This is a genomic window from Streptomyces sp. NPDC050422 (assembly GCF_044458665.1).
GTDB lineage: Bacteria > Actinomycetota > Actinomycetes > Streptomycetales > Streptomycetaceae > Streptomyces.
In genome coordinates, this window is record NZ_JBITIE010000016.1 from 146,184 (window position 1) to 166,086 (window position 19,903).

Genomic DNA, 19,903 nt, shown 5'->3' on the forward strand with positions numbered 1-19,903 from the left:
GAGCCGCCCCGTACCGGTCACCGAGCCGCCCCGTACCGGTCACCGAATCACCCGAAAGGGCAGGGAATCGGACGAGCCGACGCCCGGCGGCTACGCTCCGGAGATGCACATCAGGCGCCCGCTCCGCACCCTCGCCCTAGCGCTCGGCACTGCCGGCCTCCTCATCTCCGGCTGCTCCGGCGGGAGTTCGACCACGGGCGCGTCGTCGCCCGCGCAGGCGGCCTCGGCCACACCCTCCGCCGTGCCGGCGGCGCTGAAGTCGTTCTACGCCCAGCAGCTGAGCTGGCGGGACTGCGGTGTCACCGGATTCCAGTGCACCACGATGAAGGCGCCGCTCGACTACGCGAAGCCGGACGGCGGCGAGATCAAGCTGGCGGTCTCCCGGAAGAAGGCCACCGGGCCCGGCAAGAAGATCGGCTCCCTCCTGGTCAACCCGGGAGGCCCCGGCGGATCGGCCATCGGCTATCTCCAGGGCTACGCCGCGATCGGCTACCCCGCCCAGGTGCGCGCCCGCTACGACATGGTCGCCATCGACCCGCGCGGGGTCGCGCGCAGCGAACCCGTCGAATGCCTCACCGGTTCACAGATGGACGCCTACACGCAGGTCGACCAGACCCCGGACGACGCCGTCGAGGTCACGAAGCTGAGCAGCGCCTTCAAGAAGTTCGCCACGGGCTGCGAGCAGCGCTCGGGCGAGATCCTGCCGCACGTCTCCACCGTGGAGACGGCCCGTGACATGGACATCCTGCGGGCGCTGCTGGGAGACGGGCAACTGCACTACGTCGGCGCCTCGTACGGAACCTTCCTGGGTGCGACGTACGCCGGACTCTTCCCGGCGCGGGTGGGCCGTCTGGTTCTCGACGGCGCGATGGACCCCTCGCTCCCGTCGGTCGAGATGAACCGGGACCAGACCGCGGGGTTCGAGACCGCGTTCCAGTCCTTCGCGGCGGACTGCGTGAAGAAGGCGGACTGCCCGCTCGGCACGAAGTCCGCCGACGACGCGGCGAAGAATCTCAAGAAGCTGTTCAGCGACCTCGACGCGAAGCCGATCGCCACGGGTGAGTCCCGCAAGCTCGGCGAGTCCCTCGCCACCACGGGCGTCATCGCCGCCATGTACGACGAGACGGCCTGGCCCCAGCTCCGCGAGGCGCTCACCGGTGCCGAGGCGGGCGACGGCTCGGGTCTGCTCTCCCTGGCGGACAGTTACTACGAGCGCGAGCCGAACGGTACGTACGCGAATCTCATGTACGCCAACGCGGCCGTGAACTGCGTCGACCTCCCGCCCGCCTTCGCCACCTCCCAGGCGGTCACCCAGGCCCTGCCCACTTTCGAGAAGGCCTCGCCGGTCTTCGGGAAGGGCTTCGCCTGGGCCTCCCTGAACTGCGCCTACTGGCCGGTCCCCGCCACCGGCACCGCGCACCCGATCAAGGCCGAGGGCGCCGCCCCGATCGTGGTCGTCGGCACCACCCGGGACCCGGCGACCCCGTACAAGTGGGCGAAGTCCCTGGCCGGCCAGCTCTCGTCGGGCACGCTCCTCACCTACGAGGGCGACGGGCACACGGCGTACGGCCGTGGCAGCGACTGCATCGACACGGCGATCAACACGTACCTCCTGGAGGGCACCGCGCCGGACGACGGCAAGAAGTGCTCCTGACCTGCGACTGAGGCGGAAGAACGGGCCGGTACGGAGCACTCCTCGAAACTGTGTAGACTTGGCGACGCTGCTGATCGCACCATGGTGCGACAGGGCGTGCCGCCTTAGCTCAGTTGGCCAGAGCAACGCACTCGTAATGCGTAGGTCTCGGGTTCGAATCCCGAAGGCGGCTCCGCTTAAGCCTCAGGACTCACTCGCCGTGACCTGGGGCTTTTGCTTTTTCCTGATCGGCTCGTGTTCTGCACCAACGCCGGATCCGGCTCCGAAATAGCGCATGGGGGCCAGATGGGGCCCGCGCCCTTGTAATGCACCCCAGGACGCACTCGCCGCGACCTGGGGTCTTCCCTTTCCGTGGCCTTGCTCCTGCCGGTGCGTCAGCCCAGAGGCTTCGCCGGGAGGCCGTCTCGGGCTGCTCGCGAGTCATTGCCGCTCGGGTGCTGCCCACCCGGCCCATCAGGTCGCCGGTGGCCCGGGTGGGCAGCACCCGAGCCACCGGCGACCTGATGGGCCTTGAGTCAAGGCCCGCCCGTCGTGACCCCGGATGCTGTCGCAAATACTTCCCGGAATGAGCCTCAACCCACTTTGAGTGACAGCAGGTTGTGACAGTGCATGGGCGGTCCGGGGCCGTGTCCGTGTCCGTGGACTGTTCTTGATCTTGCTCCGGGCAAGGGCGACCCTGAGAGAACGCTGCGCGTGGGGCTTGCCTGGAGTCACGTATCCGGGCAAGCCCCCTGGGGCGCTTCTACAGGGGTTGGGCTGTGGGCAGGATGGTCAGCTCGCTGAGGTTGACGTGACGCGGGAGTGAGGTGATGAAGCCGACGACTTCCGCAATGTCGTCTCCTCGGAGGCAGTCGATGTCGCGCAGCAACGCGGCCATCATGGTGCTGGCGTCGGTGTCGACGACGTGGTCGGGGAGCTCGGTGTCGACCATGCCGGGTTCGATCGCGCTGACACGTACGTTCTTCTGTCCCAGCTCGACGCGCATGAGGCGTGTCAGGTGACTGATATAGGCCTTGGTTCCGGAGTAGACCGAGAACTTCTCCAGGATGCGTGTGGCCGCGATGGAGGAGGTGTTGATCAGGTCCGCCGGCCCTCCCCGGTCGGCTGCGGCGGTCAGGTGGGGAAGGAAGGCCGCTATCACGTTCATCACGCCGGTGACGTTGAGATCGATCTGGCGCTGCCAGTCGTCGACCTTCAGCTCGTCAATGGCGGAGATGAGCTGCACTCCGGCATTGTTGAACACCAGGTCCGCTTGACCGAGCTCGTTGGCCACCTCATCTGCGGCGGCTTGGACGGCGGCCCGGTCGGTGACGTCCACGGTCAGAGGCAGCACGGTGCCGCCGGCTGTGGTGATGTCCTCAGCGAGTGCGGCGAGTCTGTCCTGACGCCGTGCGACGATGGCCACCGAGGCTCCCAGCGCGGCAAGGCGGTGCGCGGTGGCCGCGCCCATGCCGCTGGAAGCACCGGTGACCACGGCTGTCCGGCCGTCAAGCGGCCGGCCCGTGATGAGTGGGGACATGGGAAAAGGATTCACTTTCTGCTGGTGTTTCGATGGGCTGTTCAGGCAGCGTCGTCGTGGGCGGTGGCGGTGGACTTCTCCTGCCACGCGGCGAGGTCGTCCTGGAGCCGGCTGATCTTGACCTGCTGGCGCTCGATGGCGTCACGGCCGAGTGCCAGGTGGGTGGGCAGCTTGTCCTGGCAGGTCACTTCGTAGATCAACGCGGCCCCCTTGACGGGATCGCCGAGCTGGGTGTGGTTGGCCTGGCCGATCCAGTCGAGGGTGTCGTGAGCCGGGGTGCCGTCGTAGGCGGGAATGCGGTCGGCGGCGGTTGACAGTGAGCTGCCGTCGAGGAAGTCGGTACGGAATACGCCGGGTTCGACGACCATGCTCTGGATGCCGAACGGTGCGAGTTCCACGGAGAGGGCTTCGCTGATCCCGGCGACGGCGAACTTCGAGGCGCTGTACATGCTGACGCCGGGTTCGCCCTCGAATCCGGACCGCGATCCGATGTGGACGATCTTTCCGTGGCCCGCCTCCCGCATCACGGGAAGGACCGCGCGGGTCACATTGATCAGACCGAAGACGTTGAGGTCGAACAGGGAGCGCGCTTCGGCGTCCGTGATCTCCTCCAGGGCGCCGAGCAGTCCGCGCCCGGCATTGTTGACCAGCACGTCGATCCCGCCGAACCGGTCTACGGCCGCCTTGACGGCCCGCGGGATGTCCTCGCTGCGGGTGACGTCCAACGCGATGCCGAACACGCGCTCCGACCGCTTCAGGTCGTCCGGCAGGCTGTCCGGGTTGCGGGCCGCGATCACGACCGTGTCACCGCCCTCCAGCGCGGCACGGGCGATCTGGAGGCCGAGACCGCGGGAGGCTCCGGTGATGAACCAGGTGGACATGAACGGCTCCTGTTTTCGTGGGTGACGGGACGGAAGCGGGGGAGCGGGGATGCGCCCCGTCATCCGTTCTGCTCCTCCACTGAAACAGCGCTGACCAGCGCAAAGGGGCGCGAAACAGGTCCTGTCGATCGGGGGACGAACTGGGCCACCCTGGGCTGCGTCATGCGGGGAGGGAACGCGCGAGACTGGGTGGCATGACCCGTGACGAGACAAGCTCCCGGCTGGCGGAGTTTCTGCGCTCGGCCCGCGCCCGCCTCACCCCGCAGGAGGCCGGACTGGAGGAGGGAGGCTTCGGCCGGCGCCGCGTGCCCGGACTCCGGCGGGAAGAACTCGCCCGCCTGGCCGGAGTCAGCGTGGACTACTACACCCGCCTGGAACAAGGCCGCAGCTCCAGCGCCTCAGCAGAAGTCCTCGACGCGCTTGCCACCGCGCTGCGTCTCGACGACGCCGAACGCGCCCACCTGCACATGCTCGCTCGACCCACCTCGGCCCAGCGCAAGCGCCGGTCCCGGCCGCAGCGCGTCGATCCCGGCACCTGGGACCTGCTGGACACCCTGGAGGCCGCCTGCCGGCCAGGCTTCGTCCTCGGCCGGCGCCTCGACGTCCTCGCCCACAACCGCCTCGCCGGACGCCTCATCACCGACTTCCGTGCCCTGCCCGCCGCGCACCGCAACCAGGCACGCTTCGTCTTTCTCGACCCCCACGCCCGCGAGCTGTACACACACTGGGCCACCGTCGCCGCCGACACGGCCGCCATGCTCCGCCTCGACGCCGGTCGTCACCCCGACGACCCCGCGCTCAGCGCTCTCGTCGGTGACCTGTCCATAAACAGCCAGGAATTCCGCCGCTACTGGTCCGATAACAAAGTTCACCAGCGCACCACCGGCACCAAGGACTACCACCACCCCCTCGTCGGCGACCTCACCATCACCTATCAGGCCCTCACCCCTGGCGACGACCCCGACCAGACCCTGTTCATCTACCGCACCGAACAAAACAGCCCATCGGAAACGTCACTGCGGCTGCTGGCTTCCTGGGACGAACCCACGGCACAGGAGACAGCGCCGACGCACGGCCCCACCACTGTCCGTAGCGCCGGAAACTGAATCGACCCCGGGTTCCCGGGAAGGATCTTCGGCCCGGTGATGCCGGTGATGCCGGTGATCGCCCACGACGCCCTGGACGAGGCCGTCGCCATCGCCGACGACACCCCCTTGTCTCGCCGCGTAAGTCACCGGTGCCGACCTGGAGGCGGCCCGTGCGGTTGTGGCGCGGATCCGGGCCGGGTACGTGCTGATCAGTGACACGGAGTTCGACCGGTCGGCTCCGTGGGACGGCTGTTCCTAGGGAGACCTTTCCCTGGAAGACCCCCCGTGCTCCGGTCAGCCTGGAGAACACCGCAGCACACACGCACTTTCGGGGACGGATGGCCCCCTTGTTCGAGGAGTACGCATGACCACGTGGTTCATCACCGGAGCAGCACGCGGTTTCGGTCTGGAGATCGCCCGCCAGGCGCTCGATCGCGGCGACAACGTCGTCGCGACCGCCCGCAACCCTCAGGCTGTCGAGAAGGCGCTGCCCGGGTACGAGGGCCGACTGCTCCCGTTCGCGCTCGACGTGACCGACGAGGCGCGGGCCCACACGGCGGTCGCCGCGGCGGTGGAGGCGTTCGGGTCGATCGACGTCCTGGTCAACAACGCGGGGCGGGGCCTGCTCGGCGCGGTGGAGGAGTCCACGGACGCCGCGGTCCGCTCGATCTACGACACCAACGTCTTCGGCCTGCTCAACGTCACCCGCGCGGTGCTGCCGGTGATGCGCCGACAGCGGTCAGGTCGCGTACTCAACCTCAGCTCGTTGGGTGGGTTCAGCAGCTCGGCGGGCTTCGGGATCTACTGCTCCACCAAGTTCGCCGTGGAGGGGATTTCCGAGGCGATGCAGCAGGAGCTGGCTCCGCTGGGGGTCGGTGTCACGCTGGTGGAGCCGGGCTACTTCCGTACCGACTTCCTCGACGCCACCAGCCTGCATACCGAGGACACCGTGATCGCCGACTACGCGGCGACCGCTGGTGCGGTACGCGGAGTGGTTCCCGGCCTCAACCAGGCTCAGCCGGGCGACCCGGTCAAGGGCGCCGCAGCCGTTCTGGCTCTCGCCGACGCTCAGGACCCGCCGGTACGCGCCCAGCTCGGCAGCGACTGCCTGGCCGAGCTCGACCGGAAGATCGGGCAGCTCCAGCAGGAGTCCGTCGCCTGGCGCGACCTGGCCCTGTCCACCGACCACGACGACACCCGCACCCCGGCCTGACCGGTGGCCTTGCGGTGCTTCGCCCGGTGGTGCAGCCGCACCGTCGCACCACCGGGGGAAGCCGCCGGGGCCGACCGCGTTGATGACGAGAGACGATGCTGAAACGAGGACGGCTGTGACCGAACTGGGTGAGTACCTGCGCGCCTGCCGGGCCCGGGTGAGCGCCGAACAGACCGGCATCCCCTCCTCCGGCCACCGCCGGGTACCGGGACTGCGGCGCGAGGAACTCGCCACGCTGGCCGGTGTCAGCGTGGACTACGTCGTCCGCCTGGAACAGGGCCGGGCGAAGTCGGCGTCGCCGGAGATCCTCACCGCCCTCGCGCGGGCCCTGGAACTCGACGCGGACGAACAGGAGTACCTGCTGCGCTGCGCTGCCGACTCCACCGGACTCACCGTCAAGGCCGGGTCGCCCACACCCCGCACGCAGCGTGTGGGGGGTGCGACCCGGGTGCTGCTGGAAAGCATGCCGGGGGTGCCCGCGCTCGTGCTGGGCCGGCGTATGGACATCCTGGGGTGGAACACCCTGGGCGCTGCGCTGATCACCGACTTCGGGCAGGTGCCCGTACAGCACCGCAACCACATATGGCTGTCCTTCCTCGACCCCGAGGTCCGCGCCCTGTACACCGACTGGGAGAAGGTGGCCCGCGAATGCGTTTCCTATCTCCGGATGGACGCCGGCCGCTACCCCGAGGACCCCGCCCTGCTCCGCCTCATCGGAGAGCTGTCGGTGAAGGACGCCGACTTCCGTCAGTGGTGGTCCACCCACCGGGTGCGCGCCCAGCGCTCGGGCCGCAAGGACTTCCTCCACCCCCTCGCGGGAGAGATCAGCCTGGATTTCCAGGTGATGGACGTGCGCGGCACCGGGGACCAGACGCTGCTCGTCTACACGGCCGAACCCAACTCCCGCTCCGCTCAGGCCCTTGCCTTCCTTGCCGGGTGGGCCACTACCGAGCCTCACCTCCAGCAGGAACACCTGCGCCGAGGATCACCTGCGGAGCCTGGCGCCGCCCCCGCCGCCCCCGGCGGCAAGCGTTGATCCGGGCCGGACGACGAACATCAGGGCGACGGTCGGCGCTACCGCTCGGCGGAGGATTCCCGGTGCCGGGCGGCGTGCAGGCTGCCGAGCAGGGACAGTGCCTCGGCACGGCAGCAGGCACTCTCGTGGAACGGGGCTCTGCGCACCGCGCGCGGCGGCCGTTCTCGCGTCCAGGGTGCCGGGGGAGCTGAGACAGTACGCTGAAGTCGGCGGGATCGGGCCCGCTCGCATGGTGTCCGGGAGGTGCGTCATGACTGCCGAGAGGGCAGCCCCTGCGTGGATGCACGAGCAGATCACGGCGGAGCAGTACGACTCCTGGTCCGAGGAGCAGTGTTCGGGGATTGAGATCGTGGACGGGATGGTCGTCGTGAGTCCCAGTGCGTCCAAGCGCCATAACCGGCTCGCTCGGATCCTGGCGAATGCCTTGGAGGAGGCTGCGGGGCCTGATTGGAATGCCGATACCGACTTCGACGTCCGTCTCCAGGACGTCCCGCTCACGAATCGGCGCCCGGATGTCGTCGTGTATCGCGCGGAAACGATCGACATCACGCCCACCCGCCCGGAGCACGTGCTGTTGGTCGTGGAGGTCGTCTCGCCGGGATCGGAGACCACCGATCGGATTGTGAAGACGGACCAGTACGCCAAGTCCGGCATTGCCTTCTACTGGCGGGTCGAGCAGGCCACGACCGGAGTCCCGCTGGTGTACACCTATGTTCTCGACCCCGCGACCAGGGCCTACGCAAACGGGGACGTGTTCACCGGCGTCGTCAAGGTTTCGGCTCCCTTCCAGATGGAAGTCGATCTCGGCCAGGTCTGACTCGATGCGGGTAAGCCACCCGAGTTCGAGCGCGTTGTCGCCGGTGAGGGAAGCCCGGCTTGCGTGAGCGCTGCGTGAGCGGACTGGGCGGTACCAGGGCGGACCAGACGTCACAGTGAGCACGGAGCCGGGCGGACTGGACACTAGCAGGTGGCCGTCGAGCTCCGAGATGCGATCGGCCACGCCCTGGAGCCCCGTGCCGCCGACGGCGGATGCGCCACCCGCCCCGTCGTCCGACACCTCCACCACCAGCCGGCCCTTCTCCGCCCGGCCGTTCACCCGGGCACGGTTCGCCCCACTGTGCTTGGCCACATTGGCCAGCGCCTCGCAGACCGCGAAGTAGACCGCCGTCTCGATCGCTTCGGAGAGCCGGTCCGGCAGGTCGAAGTCCACGTCCACCGGGATCACCGAACGGTCCGCGACGTCCTCCACCGTCGCCTGCAGACCGCGGTCGGTCAGGACCTGGGGGTGGATGCCCCGGATGAGTTCCCTGATCTCCACCAGCGCGACCGCGGCCTCCTCGTGCGCCTTGGCCAGCAGCCCGGCCAGTGGCTCGGCAGGGCCCTCCAGTCCGGCCAGGCCGAGCGTCATGGACAGGGCGACGAGCCGCTGCTGCGCCCCGTCGTGCAGATCGCGCTCGATCCGCCGGCGCTCCGCCTCGAAGGCGTCGACCAGCCGCACGCGGGAACGGCCCAGTTCCCGCAGCCGGGAATCCAGTCCGGCCTCCGGCGCGGAGAGCAACTGCCGGGTCAGCGCGGCCCGGGCGGTTGCCAGGACCCCGAGCGGATACGCGAACAGGGGGAGCAGCACCAGTCCGGCGAGGAGCGCCGCGAAGGCGGGCGGGTAGCTGTCGATCAGCCAGATCTTGAGGATGCGGGCCTCCTCGCCCTCGCTCGCCGCCAGCATCGGGGGAGCGGCGATCAGGCCGCCGCAGAGGACGAGGGCCGTGCCCACGGCCAGCGCCTCCAGCGGCCACAGGACCAGGGCGAAGAGCAGTGTGTAGCCCAGCTCCCGCCAGGTGGCCCGCTCCGCCGTACTGGCGAGGGAGAACACCTCCGCCGCACTGCGCAGAACGGCCGCGCTCACGGCGCCCGTGATCGTCACCGTGGCGCTGGCCGCCTCGCTGATGGGGACGACGGAGACCCTCGACGAGGCCAGGGCCACCGAGGCGCGCACCCAGGTGGCCTCGGACTTCGTGGTCACGGCGGCGGGCGAAGGCGCCGCGCTCCCGGCGCGGTTCGTCGAGCGGGCCCGGCACATATCCGGCGTCGTCGTCAGCGCCTCGCGCTCCACCTCCGTGACCGTGCTGGAGGAAGGCACGGCGCTCGTCGGCTCCGAGGCGCGGGCCGTGGACCCGGCCGACGCGGCGGCGGTGTCGGCGCTGCCCGTGGTGGCGGGGAGCCTTGCCGGGCTCGACGACGGTTCCCTCGTCGTCAACGAGGAGTGGATGACCACGACGGTCGGCGAGCGCGTCGGTGTCTGGCTGGCCGACGGCCGCAGGGTCACCCTGCGGGTGGCGGCCGTGCTGAGCACCGGCACCGGGAACAACGGCGTGTACGTGACCCCGCGCAACGCCGGGGGAGCCGCAGTCGACCGGATCGACGTCAAGGTCAGGGAAGGCACCGGGCGTTCGGCCGTCGAGACGCAGTTGGAGGCGGCCGGCCGGGCTACGGGGGCACAGGTGGCGACGCGGGCCGAATGGACGGCCGCGAGCCGGCGTCAGTCCGGTGGGAACACCCGTCTCGGGCTGCTGATGATCCTCCTCATCGCCCTGGTGTACACCGCCATCGCGCTGGCCAACACGCAGGTGATGGCCACCTCGGACCGGGTGCGCGACCTGGCGGTGCTCCGGCTCGCCGGGGCCACGAAAGCGCAGGTGCTGCGGCTGGTGGGGGCGGAGGCGGTGCTCGTGGTGGCGGTGGGGACGGTGCTCGGCGGGGCAGTGGCCGCGCTGAACCTGCTCGGCGTACGGACCGCACTCGGACTGCTCGACGTCCACTCGGCCGTCGTCGTCCCGTGGGGGACCATCGGCTCGGTCGTCGCGGCGAGCGCACTCCTGGCCGTGGTCTTCGCGGTGCTGCCCGCCTCGCTCGCGCTGCGCACCCGGCCGGTCGAACTCGCGGGCGCGAGAGAGTAGTCCGGCGCTCAGGGCCGGACGGGCCTCAGCGGGAGAGCGTGGTGACCAGGGCCGCCGCCTCGCCGATGAGGTCCCGTTCGGCCGGGCTCATCGTCGGGTTGGCGGCGCGGCGGGCCGCCACATCGGCGAGGTGGCCGGCCGGGATGCCGCCCTCCGCGATGAGGTGCGGCATCAGGGCGGTCAGCAACGCGCGTCCGCCGTCCGCCGCAGGGCTGTCCCGGTCGACCGCCACCTGGGCCAGGATCAGCGCCGACATGGCCCGGTCCAGGGCCGGCGGGCCCTCCTCGGTGTTGCTCCAGTCGATCACCACCGGGCCGTCGGCCGTCAGCATCACGTTGTCCGGATGCAGGTCGAGGTGGAGGATCCGGTCCTCGGGGTCCGGTGAGAGCCGGGCCGGGATGGTGTGCAGCTCGGCGAGCAGCCGGGCGAGTACGGCGGAGGCCTCGGCGCCGTCGATGTCGCCGCTGAGCAGGGACTCCAGCATCGTCGGACCGGTCAGCCGCTGCAGGACAAGATCGCCGGGGCCGGCCGACGGGGGCTGCGGGCCGAGCCGGGGGACGGGGTAGCCCGAGGCCGAGAGATAGGACATGACGGGCAGTTCGCGGGTGGCGTCCAGCCCGTCGCGGTAGCGGCGCAGGACCCACAGCTCGTCCAGTTCGTATACGTCGGCGGAGCGCCCGCTGCCCAGCATCTGGCCTATTCGCATGAGAGGAACCTACTCGCGAGGGTGCGCCGCGGGGAGCCCGATCGCTGGTGTTTCACCGTATCGCCGCCGGTCACGACAGCCCCATAACGTGATGCGATGGGGTGGACGGGATCTCCTGGAGTTGACGTGTACGCGGCTACGTTGACGGCAATTCCCCCGAATTCAAGGAGAGTTCCGTGGAGAGATCCATGCTCCGCAGACGTCTACTGGCCGCGTGTACCGCGACCGTGGCCGTCGGTGCGCTCGCGCTGGCCGGACTGACCGGCACCGCGTCCGCCGACCCGTCCCCCCGCCTGCCGCACGCCGGGGCGGGCCCGCTCTCGCCAGGTCTGCTCAGGGCCATGCAGCGCGATCTCGGACTCACCGCCGACCAGGCGACGGAACGGATCGGCAACGAGTCCCGTGCCGCCGCCGTGGCCGCCGGGCTGCGGAGCTCGCTCGGCACCGGATTCGCCGGTGCCCGGGTGAGCGGCGACGCGGCCGAACTGACCGTCGCCACGACCGATGGGGCGGACGCCGGCCGGATCGCCGAGGCGGGGGCCCGGCCCGTCGTCGTCGACCACAGCCTGGCCGAACTCGCCTCCGTGAAGGCCGCCCTCGACCGGGTGGCACTGCGCGAGGCGCCGAAGGACGTGCCCGCCTGGTACGTCGACGTGCGCACCAACCGGGTCGTCGTCCAGGCCGGCCGGGGCGCCGCAGCCGGCACCTTCCTCGCTGCGGCGGGTGTCGCCCGTGATCTGGTGACGGTCATTCAGGCCGGCGCGCAGCCACGTACGTTCGCGGATCTGCGCGGCGGTGACGCGTACTACATGAACGGCTCCGGCCGCTGCTCCATCGGCTTCCCCGTCAAGCGCGGCACCCAGGGCGGCTTCGTCAGCGCCGGGCACTGCGGGACCCCGGGCGTCAGCACCAGTGGGTACAACCAGCAGGCCCAGGGCTCCTTCCAGGACTCCACCTTCCCCGGCCGGGACTACTCCTGGGTCGCCGCCAACACCAACTGGACTCCGCGCCCGCTCGTGAACGGTTACGGCAACGGCGATGTGACGGTCACCGGATCCACCGAGGCGCTGGAGGGTTCGTCGGTCTGCCGCTCCGGCTCGACGACCGGCTGGCACTGCGGCACGGTCCAGCAGCGCAACAGCAGTGTCACCTACCAGGAGGGCACCGTCTCCGGGGTGACCCGGACCAACGTGTGCGCCGAACCGGGCGACTCCGGCGGCTCGTTCGTCTCCGGCAGCCAGGCCCAGGGCGTCACCTCCGGCGGCACCGGCAACTGTTCCCAGGGCGGTACGACGTACTTCCAGCCGGTGAACCCGGCACTCCAGGCGTACGGACTCACGCTGGTCACCAGCGGCACCCCGACCGACCCGCCGACCGACCCGACGGACCCGCCGACCGATCCGGGCGGCAGCTGGGCCGCCGGGACGACGTACGCGGCCGGTGACGTGGTGACGTACGGCTCCGGCAGTTACCGCTGCCTCCAGGGACACCGGGCGCAGCCCGGCTGGACGCCCCCGAACGTCCCCGCGCTCTGGCAGGCCCTGTAGCCGGCCCCCTTCGCACGTGCCCTTCCCCACCACCCCGAGGAAGCAGCCATGACCCCCGAACAGACTCCCGGCGGCTCCGCCGGTGACCGGCACATCAGCCGCAAGACCCTCCTCAAGGCGGCGCTGGTCGCCACCGCCGTCCCGCTGCTCGCCGGCGGCGGGGTCGCGCTGGCACGCGACGCCGGTTCCGCCGGAGTGCCGCTCGCCCCGACCCCCGACTGCGACGACGGCGACGGTCCCACGCACGACCAGATGGAGGGCCCCTACTTCAAGCCCGACTCCCCGCTCCGCACCAGTCTGGTGACCGCCGGCACCCCCGGAGTCCCGCTGACGGTCAGTGGATACGTCTTCGGCCGCGAGTGCCGGCCCATCCCCGGAGTGCTGCTCGACTTCTGGCAGGCGGACACCAACGGCGCGTACGACATGAGCGGATGCGCCTTCCGGGGCCACCAGTTCACCGATCAGTCCGGCGCCTTCACGCTCACCACGATCGTGGCGGGGCTGTATCCCGGACGGACCCGGCACATCCACGTGAAGGCCCGGGCGCCCGGCTCGGGCATCCTCACCACGCAGCTGTACTTCCCGGGCGAACCGCGCAACAACACCGACACCCTGTACGACCCGGCGCTCCTGATGAACGTCCGGCCCGTGGGTTCCGGGAAGGAGGGGACCTTCGACTTCGTCCTCGACGTCGCTCAGGAACCCACGGAACCGACCGATCCGCCGACCGACCCGACCGATCCGCCGACCGACCCGACCGACCCGCCGACCGGGCCGGGCGGCAGCTGGGCGGCCGGCACGCTCTACAACGCGGGCGACCGCGTCACGTACGGCGGGGTCTCCTACCGCTGTCTGCAGGCTCACACCGCCCTGACCGGATGGGAGCCGCCGAACGTCCCCGCGCTGTGGGAGCGCGGCTAGACGGGCAGACCGGCGGGGGAACCACCGCCACGCGCGCATGCCCCGGGCTCTCTCCCCGGGGCATGCGCCGCGCCCGGCCCGGCCCCGTCACTTCGCGTCCGAGTACCGTTCCACCACCGCCGTGCTGAACGGGAAGCGCACCGGCGTGTCACCGAAGGCGGTCCGCCCGGCCAGTTCACCGGCCGCCCGGATCGCCTCGACGACGGTCTCGGCCTCCTCCCGGGGGCAGTGCACGATCACCTCGTCGTGCTGGAAGAAGACCAGTTCGGCCCGGAGCCCGGCGGCCGTGATCGACTGCCGCAGTGCCGCCAGGAGCAGCAGTGCCCAGTCGGCCGCGCTGCCCTGCACCACGAAGTTGCGTGTGAAGCGGCCCCGCGCACGGGCGTTGGAGGAGGCGTAACCCGGCGTGAACGTGATTCCGCCGTCCGCCGGTTCGGCCCCGTCCGTCGGCGGGTCGTCGCTGTCCTGCGGTATGCCGGCCTCCCCGTCGTCCCCGCTGCCCGCGGCGGGCGGGCTGGTCCGGCCCAGCCAGGTCCGTACGAGACGGCCCTCCTCGCCCGCCTTCGCCGCGTCGTCCACGTAGGCGACCGCGTGCGGGAACCTCCGGCGCAGGGCGGCCAGGTTCTTCAGCCCGTCGCCCGACGTCTGGCCGTAGACCGCGCCGAGCAGCGCGATCTTGGCGTGGTCGCGGTCGCCGTGGAAGGCGCGGTCGGACAGCGCGGTGTACAGGTCGCCGTCGTGACCGGCCACCTCCATCAGGCCCCGGTCGCGGGAGATGGCGGCCAGCACCCGCGGTTCCATCTGGTCGGCGTCCGCGACGACGAGGCACCAGCCCTCGTCGGCGACCACCGCCCGCCGGATCACCTTGGGGATCTGCAGCGCCCCGCCGCCGTTGGTCGTCCAGCGGCCGCTCACCGTGCCGCCGGGCTGGTACTCGGGGCGGAAGCGGCCGTCGCGGACCCAGTCCTGGAGCCAGCTCCAGCCGTGGGCCGTCCAGATCCGGTAGAGCTTCTTGTACTGGACGAGCGGCCGCACCGCCGGATGGTCCAGCTCCTCCAGCTCCCAACGGCGCGTCGAGCGCACCCTGATGCCGGCCTGTGCGAAGGCCTTCACCACATCGGCGGGGAGATCCGGGCGGACCCTGCGGCCGAACGCGGCGGACACCTCGTCCGCCAGCTCGGCCAGCTTCCGGGGCTCGCCGCCGCCCGCGTACCGCTCGCCCAGGAGTTCGTGCAGCACCTCGCGGTGGACGTCGGCCCGCCAGGGCAGGCCCGAGCGGTTCATCTCGGCGGCGACCAGCATGCCGGCCGACTCGGCGGCCGTCAGCAGACTCATCCGGGCCGGCCGGTCCGTGGCGTCGTGGCGGGCGAGCTGATCCGCGTACACCTGGAGCAGGGCGTCGAAGGGCAGCTCCGTCCCCGACTGCGGCTCGAACAGGGAGGACTGGGAGCCCGGTACGGCGGAGCGCGGCGGCGGGTCGGGCGGTACCGGGCCGCGCAGCAGGCGGGCGTGGGCGGCCGCGGCGGAGCGGGGTTCGCCGAGGCGGCCCTCATGTCCCAGCAGGAGGGACTCGGCGACCTCGATGTCGTAACAGCGCGCGACCGGAACCCCGGCGGCCAGCAGCCGGGGGTAGACCTCGGCCGTCGAACGCCACACCCAGCGGGTGACTCCGGGCCGGGAGCGGACGGCCTCCACCAGGTCGGGCTCGGTCACGGCCGGGGCGGTCGGCCGGCCCGCGCGGTCCAGCGGGGCGAGGCGCGCGCCACCGCTCTCCGTGACGGCCACAGCCCAGCGTTCGGTCATGGATTCGAGTCTGGCACCCGGCACTGACAGCGAGGCGGAGCGCGCGGAAGAGGGGACGCTGGAAGGATGGATCAGGGCCGGGGCAGGCGGCACCTCCGGAACACGCCCCGGTCCGGATCCGTTTTCACGAGGAGGCAGGCGACACGATGGAAGCGATCGTTTTCGAGGAGTTCGGCGGACCCGAGGTACTGCACCCGGCCCGGGTCGAGGACCCGCACCCCGGCCCCGGGCAGGTGCGGGTGAAGGTCCGGGCCGCCGCGGTCAACCCGATGGACTACAAGATCCGGCGCGGCTGGATGGAGGACGTGTTCCCGACCTCGCTCCCGGCGATTCCCGGCGTCGAGTTCGCCGGGGTGGTCGATGCGACCGGTGAGGGCGTCACCGATGTGGCGGTGGGCGACGAGGTGCTGGGCTGGAGCGCCACCGGTTCCTACGCCGAGTACGCCCTGGCCGACGCCGCTCTCGTCGCCCCGAAACCGGCGGAGCTGAGCTGGCCGGACGCGGCCGCCCTGACCATCGCGTCGAACACCGCCCAGCGCGTCCTGGACGAACTCGCCGTGGAGGCCGGGGAGACCCTGCTGCTGCACGGCGCGGCCGGAGCCGTCGGATCGGCCGCGGTCCAGCTGGCGGCGGCCCGCGGCGCGACGGTGATCGGCACGGCGTCCCCGGGCAACCACGACTACCTGCGGGTGCTCGGCGCGACTCCGGTGGAGTACGGGGAGGGCTTGGTCGGCCGGGTGCGCGAACTCGCTCCGCAGGGTGTGGACGCGGTCTTCGACGCGTCGGGGCGCGGCGCGCTGCCGGACTCCATCGAGCTGCGCGGCGGTACCACCGACCGGATCGTCACGATCGCCGACCCGGAGGCGGCGAAGTACGGAGTGGCCTTCTCCGGCGGTGGCTCCCGGTCCAGGGAGCAGCTGGCCGAGCACGCCCGCCGCGCGGCCGACGGCGAGCTGCGGGTTCCCGTCGCCGAGACGCTGCCGCTCACCGAGGCGGCCAGGGCGCAGGAACTGAGCGAGGCGGGGCACGTACGCGGGAAGGTCGTGCTGCTGCCGTAGAGGGCCGCCACCGGTTGTCCACAGGGTGTGGATGAATTCCGCCGAGCCCGCCATGCCTACCCTGATCTCATGGAACCGGTGATCGATCAGGCCTTCGCGGCAGCCCTGTACTCGGAGGGCGACCGTGGCCTCGACACCGGCGCGTCCCTCCTCGCCGCCGACCCGGCGTCCGACGCGGAGCTGCTGCGCCGGGGCGAGGAGTTCGTCCGGCGCGCCTGGGACGGCGGCTGGCTGCCCGCCGACCTCGTGCGCTTCGTCCGCCGTGAGCTCGACGAACACGCGGCCGGACTGGCAGCCGGGCTGATCGGCTCGGAGGTCCGGTGTTACGAGGCGCTGCCGCCCCGCTGGCAGGGGCAGCTGGACGAGCTGCCCGCGGCGCCGCCGACGGGGCGGCCGGACCGGTTCTCGTACGCCTCCGCACTCCTGGGCCTCTACCGGCTGCTGCTCCGCCTGCCCGCGATCGAGCCCGTCGGGCCGCCGCCCGGCGCCCTGCGCGACACCCTGCACCTGCCGCCCGCGCACGACGAACCGCGCATGCTGACGCGGATCCGGGCGCTGCTGGCGAAGGCCGAGGCGACCGGCTTCCCGGAGGAGGCGGAGGCGCTCACCACCAAGGCGCAGGAGCTGATGGCCCGGCACAGCATCGACGAGGCGCTGCTGGCGGCCCGTACGCACAGCGGCTGTGTGCCCGGCGCCTGCCGGATCGGGGTGGACGCCCCGTACGAGACGGCCAAGGCGATCCTGCTCGACGCCGTCGCCTCGGCGAACCGCTGCCGGGCCGTGTGGAACAGTGACCTCGGCTTCTCGACGGTGGTCGGCTTCGAGCCGGACCTGGAGGCCGTGGAGCTGCTCCACACCTCGCTGCTGGTGCAGGGCACGGCGGCGATGACCCGGGCCGAAGCGGGCCAGCGGGCCGGCGGCCGCAAACGGACCAAGACCTTCCGGCAGTCCTTCCTGATGGCCTACGCCCAGCGGCTGGGCCGCCGGCTGGCCGACGGCACCGCCCGGGCCACCGCCGAGGCCGACGCCGAGGGCGCGGCCGCCGGTGCACCGTCCGCCGGGGCCGGCCTCCTGCCCGTGTTGGCCGCCCGGGACGTGGCGGTCACCGACACCGCCGAGAAGATGTTCCCCGAGACCACGACCACCCGGGTCCGCGGCGCGACGGACCTGGACGGCTGGACGCACGGGACGGCTGCGGCGGACCGGGCGAGGATGGGCGGGGGCAGGCCGGAGATCTCCGGCTGAGGGCGGCGATCCCGCCCCCGGAAGCGCATCCGGACCGGGTCCGCGAACCGGGGGATCACGCACGACAACTCGGGCATATCGGTAAATCCGGTTAGGCTCTGGGAATGAGCTGGCTCCGGGCGCTGAGGGAGACCGCGCGCTCGGGGCTGACGATCGAGAGGACGCGTCTCGAACCGCTGATCGCCGTCCGCGGCGCGGCGGGTCTCGCCCTGGTGATCGGGGTGAGTCTCGCCCTCTTCGGGCCGGTGGTCGCCGCCAGCTCCGCGTTCGGCGCGTACCAGGCGGCGATCGCCACCTTCCAGCGCAGCTGGCGTCCCCGTCCGGTGCTCGCCCTGGTCTCCGGCTTCAGCCTCGGGGTATCGACGTTCCTCGGGTACGTCACCGGTTCCCATCTCCCGCTCTTCCTGGCCCTGCTGGTGCTCTGGACCTTCATCTCCGGGCTGGCCTGGGCGGCGGGTCCGACGGGCGGCATCATCGCCGCGTCCAACGTCGCGATCATGCTGGTGACGGTCACGCTGCCCACGTCCGTCGCCGAGGCGGCCCTGCACGCCCTGATGATCACGTTCGGCGGTGTGGTCCAGGCGGTACTGATCGTGCTGTTCCCGATCCGCAGATGGGGTGCCCAGCGTGACGCCCTGGCCGACGCACTTGCCGCCGAGGCCGACTACGCCCGCAGGCTGCGCCACGACCCGGTCGCCCACTTCGACCCGGCGCCCCTGATGGAGGCCCGCAGGGCCGCCGCCGTCACCGCCCGCCAGGCCCGCAGCCGCCCCGCCGAACTGCACGGCTCACGCGGTGTCGCCGAGCGGATCAGGCCGGTCCTCGCCTCACTCGCGGACCCGGCGATGGGCGTCCCGTCCGAAGGCCCGGAACGCGACCGGGTCCGCGAGCTCCTCGCCGCCGCCGCCTCCCTGCTCGACGCGGCCGCGCGGGCGATCCGCCACGGCGACCCGGTGCGGCTCCCCGCACCCGCCGTCGCCGCGCTGAAGACCCCCGACACCGGCGCGCTGCTCACCGGCCCCCCGCTCCGCGCCGCCGACCGGCTGGCCGCCCTGCTCTCCGACGTCATCGAGGCCGCCGAGGGCGACGGCACGAAGGAGGAGCGGGCCGGGGCCGCGGAGGCCGCCGACGCGATGGAGGCCGGGCGGGGCGGCCAGGCCCCCACCGAGCACCACTCGAGGCCCACCCTGCTGCGGCTGGTGCCGGTCGTGATCGGGTCGATGCGCCGCGAACTGCACCACGGCTCCCCGATCCTGCGGCACGCGATCCGGATCTCCGTCGTCGCGGTGGTCGGCTACCTGCTGGGCCTGGCGCTGCCGTTCGGACACGGCTACTGGGTACCCATGGCCGGTGTCATGGTGATGCGGCCGGAGTTCTCCCGTACGTACGAACGGTCCGTGGCGCGTTTCGGCGGCACCGTCGTCGGGGTCTTCGCCGCCAGCGTGATCGTCCAGGCGGCCCACCCCCGCGCCGGGCTGTCCGCCGTGCTCGCCGTGGCCTGCGCCCTGCTGATGTACCTGCTGATGCGTACCGGCTACGCCGTCGGTCAGGCCTGTGTCGCCGCGTACGTGGTCCTCCTGCTCGGCATGGCCGGCGACGACCTCTCGCAGAACGTGCTCGAACGGGTGCTCCTGACCCTGTTCGGCGGTCTCCTGGCCATGGTCTCGTACGCCGTCTACCCGGCGTGGGAGACCCCGAGGCTGCGCGGGCGGCTCGGCGACTGGCTCAAGGAGGACGGCCGTTACGCCGCCGCGGTCGTCGACCAGTACGCGGATCCGGCCGACCGCGGCCACGACGACGTCCGCCAGGCCCTGCTCGCCACCCGGAACGCCCGCGTCGCCTGGCAGGAGGCGGTGGCCACCGCCCAGCACGAACCGGTGCGCCACCGCGGCCTCTCGCACTCCGCCGCCGACGACACCCAGCACGCGCTCGCCCAGCTCGGCCGGGTCGCGATGCTGATGGAGGCGCACCTCCCGGAGGGCGGCGCCACCCCCGTACCGGCGGCCGCTCCGCTCGCCGAGGCGCTGCGCCGGGCCACCGAGCAGGGTGCGAAGGCGGTGCGGGAGCGGCGCGTACCGGACTGGAAGCCGGTGCGGGAGGCGCTGAAGAAGTGGGACGAGGAGGAGCGGACGGGCGAAGGAGGATCGGACCCGGTCGTACGGAACGGGGCCGACCTCCTGCTCGAAGCCCTGGAGGAGTTCTCCGAGGGCCTGGACAGCGGCTCCGGCTCGAGGGCCGCCGCGTCCGACGACGACTGAGGCGCGGTCAGGGCCCCGGC

At 71.7% G+C, this 19,903-nt stretch carries 15 protein-coding genes, 1 tRNA gene and 1 pseudogene; 12 read left to right on the forward strand and 5 right to left on the reverse strand.

The features are described 5' to 3' along the window. Positions 1-103 precede the first annotated feature (103 nt). Both ACIBJG_RS25415 and ACIBJG_RS25420 read left to right on the forward strand, forming a co-directional pair. The gene (locus ACIBJG_RS25415) at positions 104-1,654 is read left to right on the forward strand and encodes an alpha/beta hydrolase (protein WP_399310686.1); all 1,551 of its coding nucleotides are present in this window, start codon (positions 104-106) and stop codon (positions 1,652-1,654) included. A 98-nt stretch (positions 1,655-1,752) separates the two neighbouring features. Beyond that, positions 1,753-1,826 (forward strand) — tRNA-Thr (locus ACIBJG_RS25420). A gap of 570 nt (positions 1,827-2,396) precedes the next feature. Here the strand turns inward: ACIBJG_RS25420 and ACIBJG_RS25425 are convergent. Together ACIBJG_RS25425 and ACIBJG_RS25430 are read right to left on the reverse strand one after the other, a co-directional pair. Next, positions 2,397-3,260, reverse strand: coding sequence for an SDR family oxidoreductase (locus ACIBJG_RS25425; protein ID WP_399310687.1), 864 nt, complete (start codon positions 3,258-3,260; stop codon positions 2,397-2,399). Continuing rightward, positions 3,215-4,054 carry an SDR family NAD(P)-dependent oxidoreductase gene (locus ACIBJG_RS25430; RefSeq protein WP_399310689.1) on the reverse strand — a complete coding sequence of 280 codons (840 nt, stop codon included), beginning with the start codon at positions 4,052-4,054 and terminating at the stop codon, positions 3,215-3,217. Before ACIBJG_RS25430 ends, ACIBJG_RS25425 begins: the two co-directional genes overlap by 46 nt. A gap of 194 nt (positions 4,055-4,248) precedes the next feature. Here ACIBJG_RS25430 and ACIBJG_RS25435 point away from each other — a divergent pair, with 194 nt between their 5' ends. The 4 genes from ACIBJG_RS25435 to ACIBJG_RS25450 all read left to right on the forward strand — a co-directional run bounded on the left by ACIBJG_RS25435 (position 4,249) and on the right by ACIBJG_RS25450 (position 8,208). After that, the gene (locus ACIBJG_RS25435; RefSeq protein WP_399310690.1) at positions 4,249-5,160 is read left to right on the forward strand and encodes a helix-turn-helix transcriptional regulator; all 912 of its coding nucleotides are present in this window, start codon (positions 4,249-4,251) and stop codon (positions 5,158-5,160) included. A 346-nt stretch (positions 5,161-5,506) separates the two neighbouring features. After that, positions 5,507-6,355 (forward strand): oxidoreductase, encoded by an 849-nt coding sequence (locus ACIBJG_RS25440; RefSeq protein WP_399310692.1) that lies wholly within the window; start codon positions 5,507-5,509, stop codon positions 6,353-6,355. 115 nt (positions 6,356-6,470) lie between these two features. Next, entirely contained in the window at positions 6,471-7,391 is a 921-nt protein-coding gene (locus tag ACIBJG_RS25445; protein ID WP_399310694.1) for a helix-turn-helix domain-containing protein, read from the forward strand. A gap of 250 nt (positions 7,392-7,641) precedes the next feature. Beyond that, positions 7,642-8,208 (forward strand): Uma2 family endonuclease, encoded by a 567-nt coding sequence (locus tag ACIBJG_RS25450; RefSeq protein ID WP_399310809.1) that lies wholly within the window; start codon positions 7,642-7,644, stop codon positions 8,206-8,208. A 126-nt stretch (positions 8,209-8,334) separates the two neighbouring features. Here ACIBJG_RS25450 and ACIBJG_RS25455 read toward each other — a convergent pair. Further along, positions 8,335-9,237: pseudogene (locus tag ACIBJG_RS25455) on the reverse strand (histidine kinase); the annotation flags it as partial. 724 nt (positions 9,238-9,961) lie between these two features. Between ACIBJG_RS25455 and ACIBJG_RS25460 the strand changes: the two are divergent. Further along, positions 9,962-10,345 (forward strand): FtsX-like permease family protein, encoded by a 384-nt coding sequence (locus tag ACIBJG_RS25460; RefSeq protein ID WP_399310811.1) that lies wholly within the window; start codon positions 9,962-9,964, stop codon positions 10,343-10,345. A gap of 25 nt (positions 10,346-10,370) precedes the next feature. Here ACIBJG_RS25460 and ACIBJG_RS25465 read toward each other — a convergent pair whose 3' ends face one another. Continuing rightward, on the reverse strand, positions 10,371-11,051 hold the full coding sequence (locus ACIBJG_RS25465; RefSeq protein ID WP_399310695.1) for a phosphotransferase: 681 nt from the start codon (positions 11,049-11,051) through the stop codon (positions 10,371-10,373). 188 nt (positions 11,052-11,239) lie between these two features. On the opposite strand from ACIBJG_RS25465, the gene ACIBJG_RS25470 reads away from it, so the two are divergent. Both ACIBJG_RS25470 and ACIBJG_RS25475 read left to right on the forward strand, forming a co-directional pair. Continuing rightward, positions 11,240-12,598: an alpha-lytic protease prodomain-containing protein gene (locus ACIBJG_RS25470; protein WP_399310812.1), complete on the forward strand. Its 1,359-nt coding sequence runs from the start codon at positions 11,240-11,242 to the stop codon at positions 12,596-12,598. A 48-nt stretch (positions 12,599-12,646) separates the two neighbouring features. Continuing rightward, entirely contained in the window at positions 12,647-13,519 is an 873-nt protein-coding gene (locus tag ACIBJG_RS25475) for a carbohydrate-binding protein (protein WP_399310696.1), read from the forward strand. Between the two features lie 87 nt (positions 13,520-13,606). Here the strand turns inward: ACIBJG_RS25475 and ACIBJG_RS25480 are convergent, their stop codons facing one another. Continuing rightward, positions 13,607-15,322: a bifunctional 3'-5' exonuclease/DNA polymerase gene (locus ACIBJG_RS25480; protein WP_399310698.1), complete on the reverse strand. Its 1,716-nt coding sequence runs from the start codon at positions 15,320-15,322 to the stop codon at positions 13,607-13,609. A gap of 146 nt (positions 15,323-15,468) precedes the next feature. On the opposite strand from ACIBJG_RS25480, the gene ACIBJG_RS25485 reads away from it, so the two are divergent. From ACIBJG_RS25485 to ACIBJG_RS25495, 3 genes are all read left to right on the forward strand, one after another. Further along, a complete protein-coding gene (locus ACIBJG_RS25485) occupies positions 15,469-16,380 on the forward strand; it encodes an NADP-dependent oxidoreductase (protein ID WP_399310700.1) in 912 nt (303 codons plus the stop codon). Positions 16,381-16,449: 69 nt separating this feature from the next. Continuing rightward, on the forward strand, positions 16,450-17,625 hold the full coding sequence (locus ACIBJG_RS25490; RefSeq protein WP_399310703.1) for a DUF2786 domain-containing protein: 1,176 nt from the start codon (positions 16,450-16,452) through the stop codon (positions 17,623-17,625). A gap of 104 nt (positions 17,626-17,729) precedes the next feature. After that, positions 17,730-19,883 carry an FUSC family protein gene (locus ACIBJG_RS25495; RefSeq protein WP_399310705.1) on the forward strand — a complete coding sequence of 718 codons (2,154 nt, stop codon included), beginning with the start codon at positions 17,730-17,732 and terminating at the stop codon, positions 19,881-19,883. Positions 19,884-19,903: the final 20 nt, after the last annotated feature.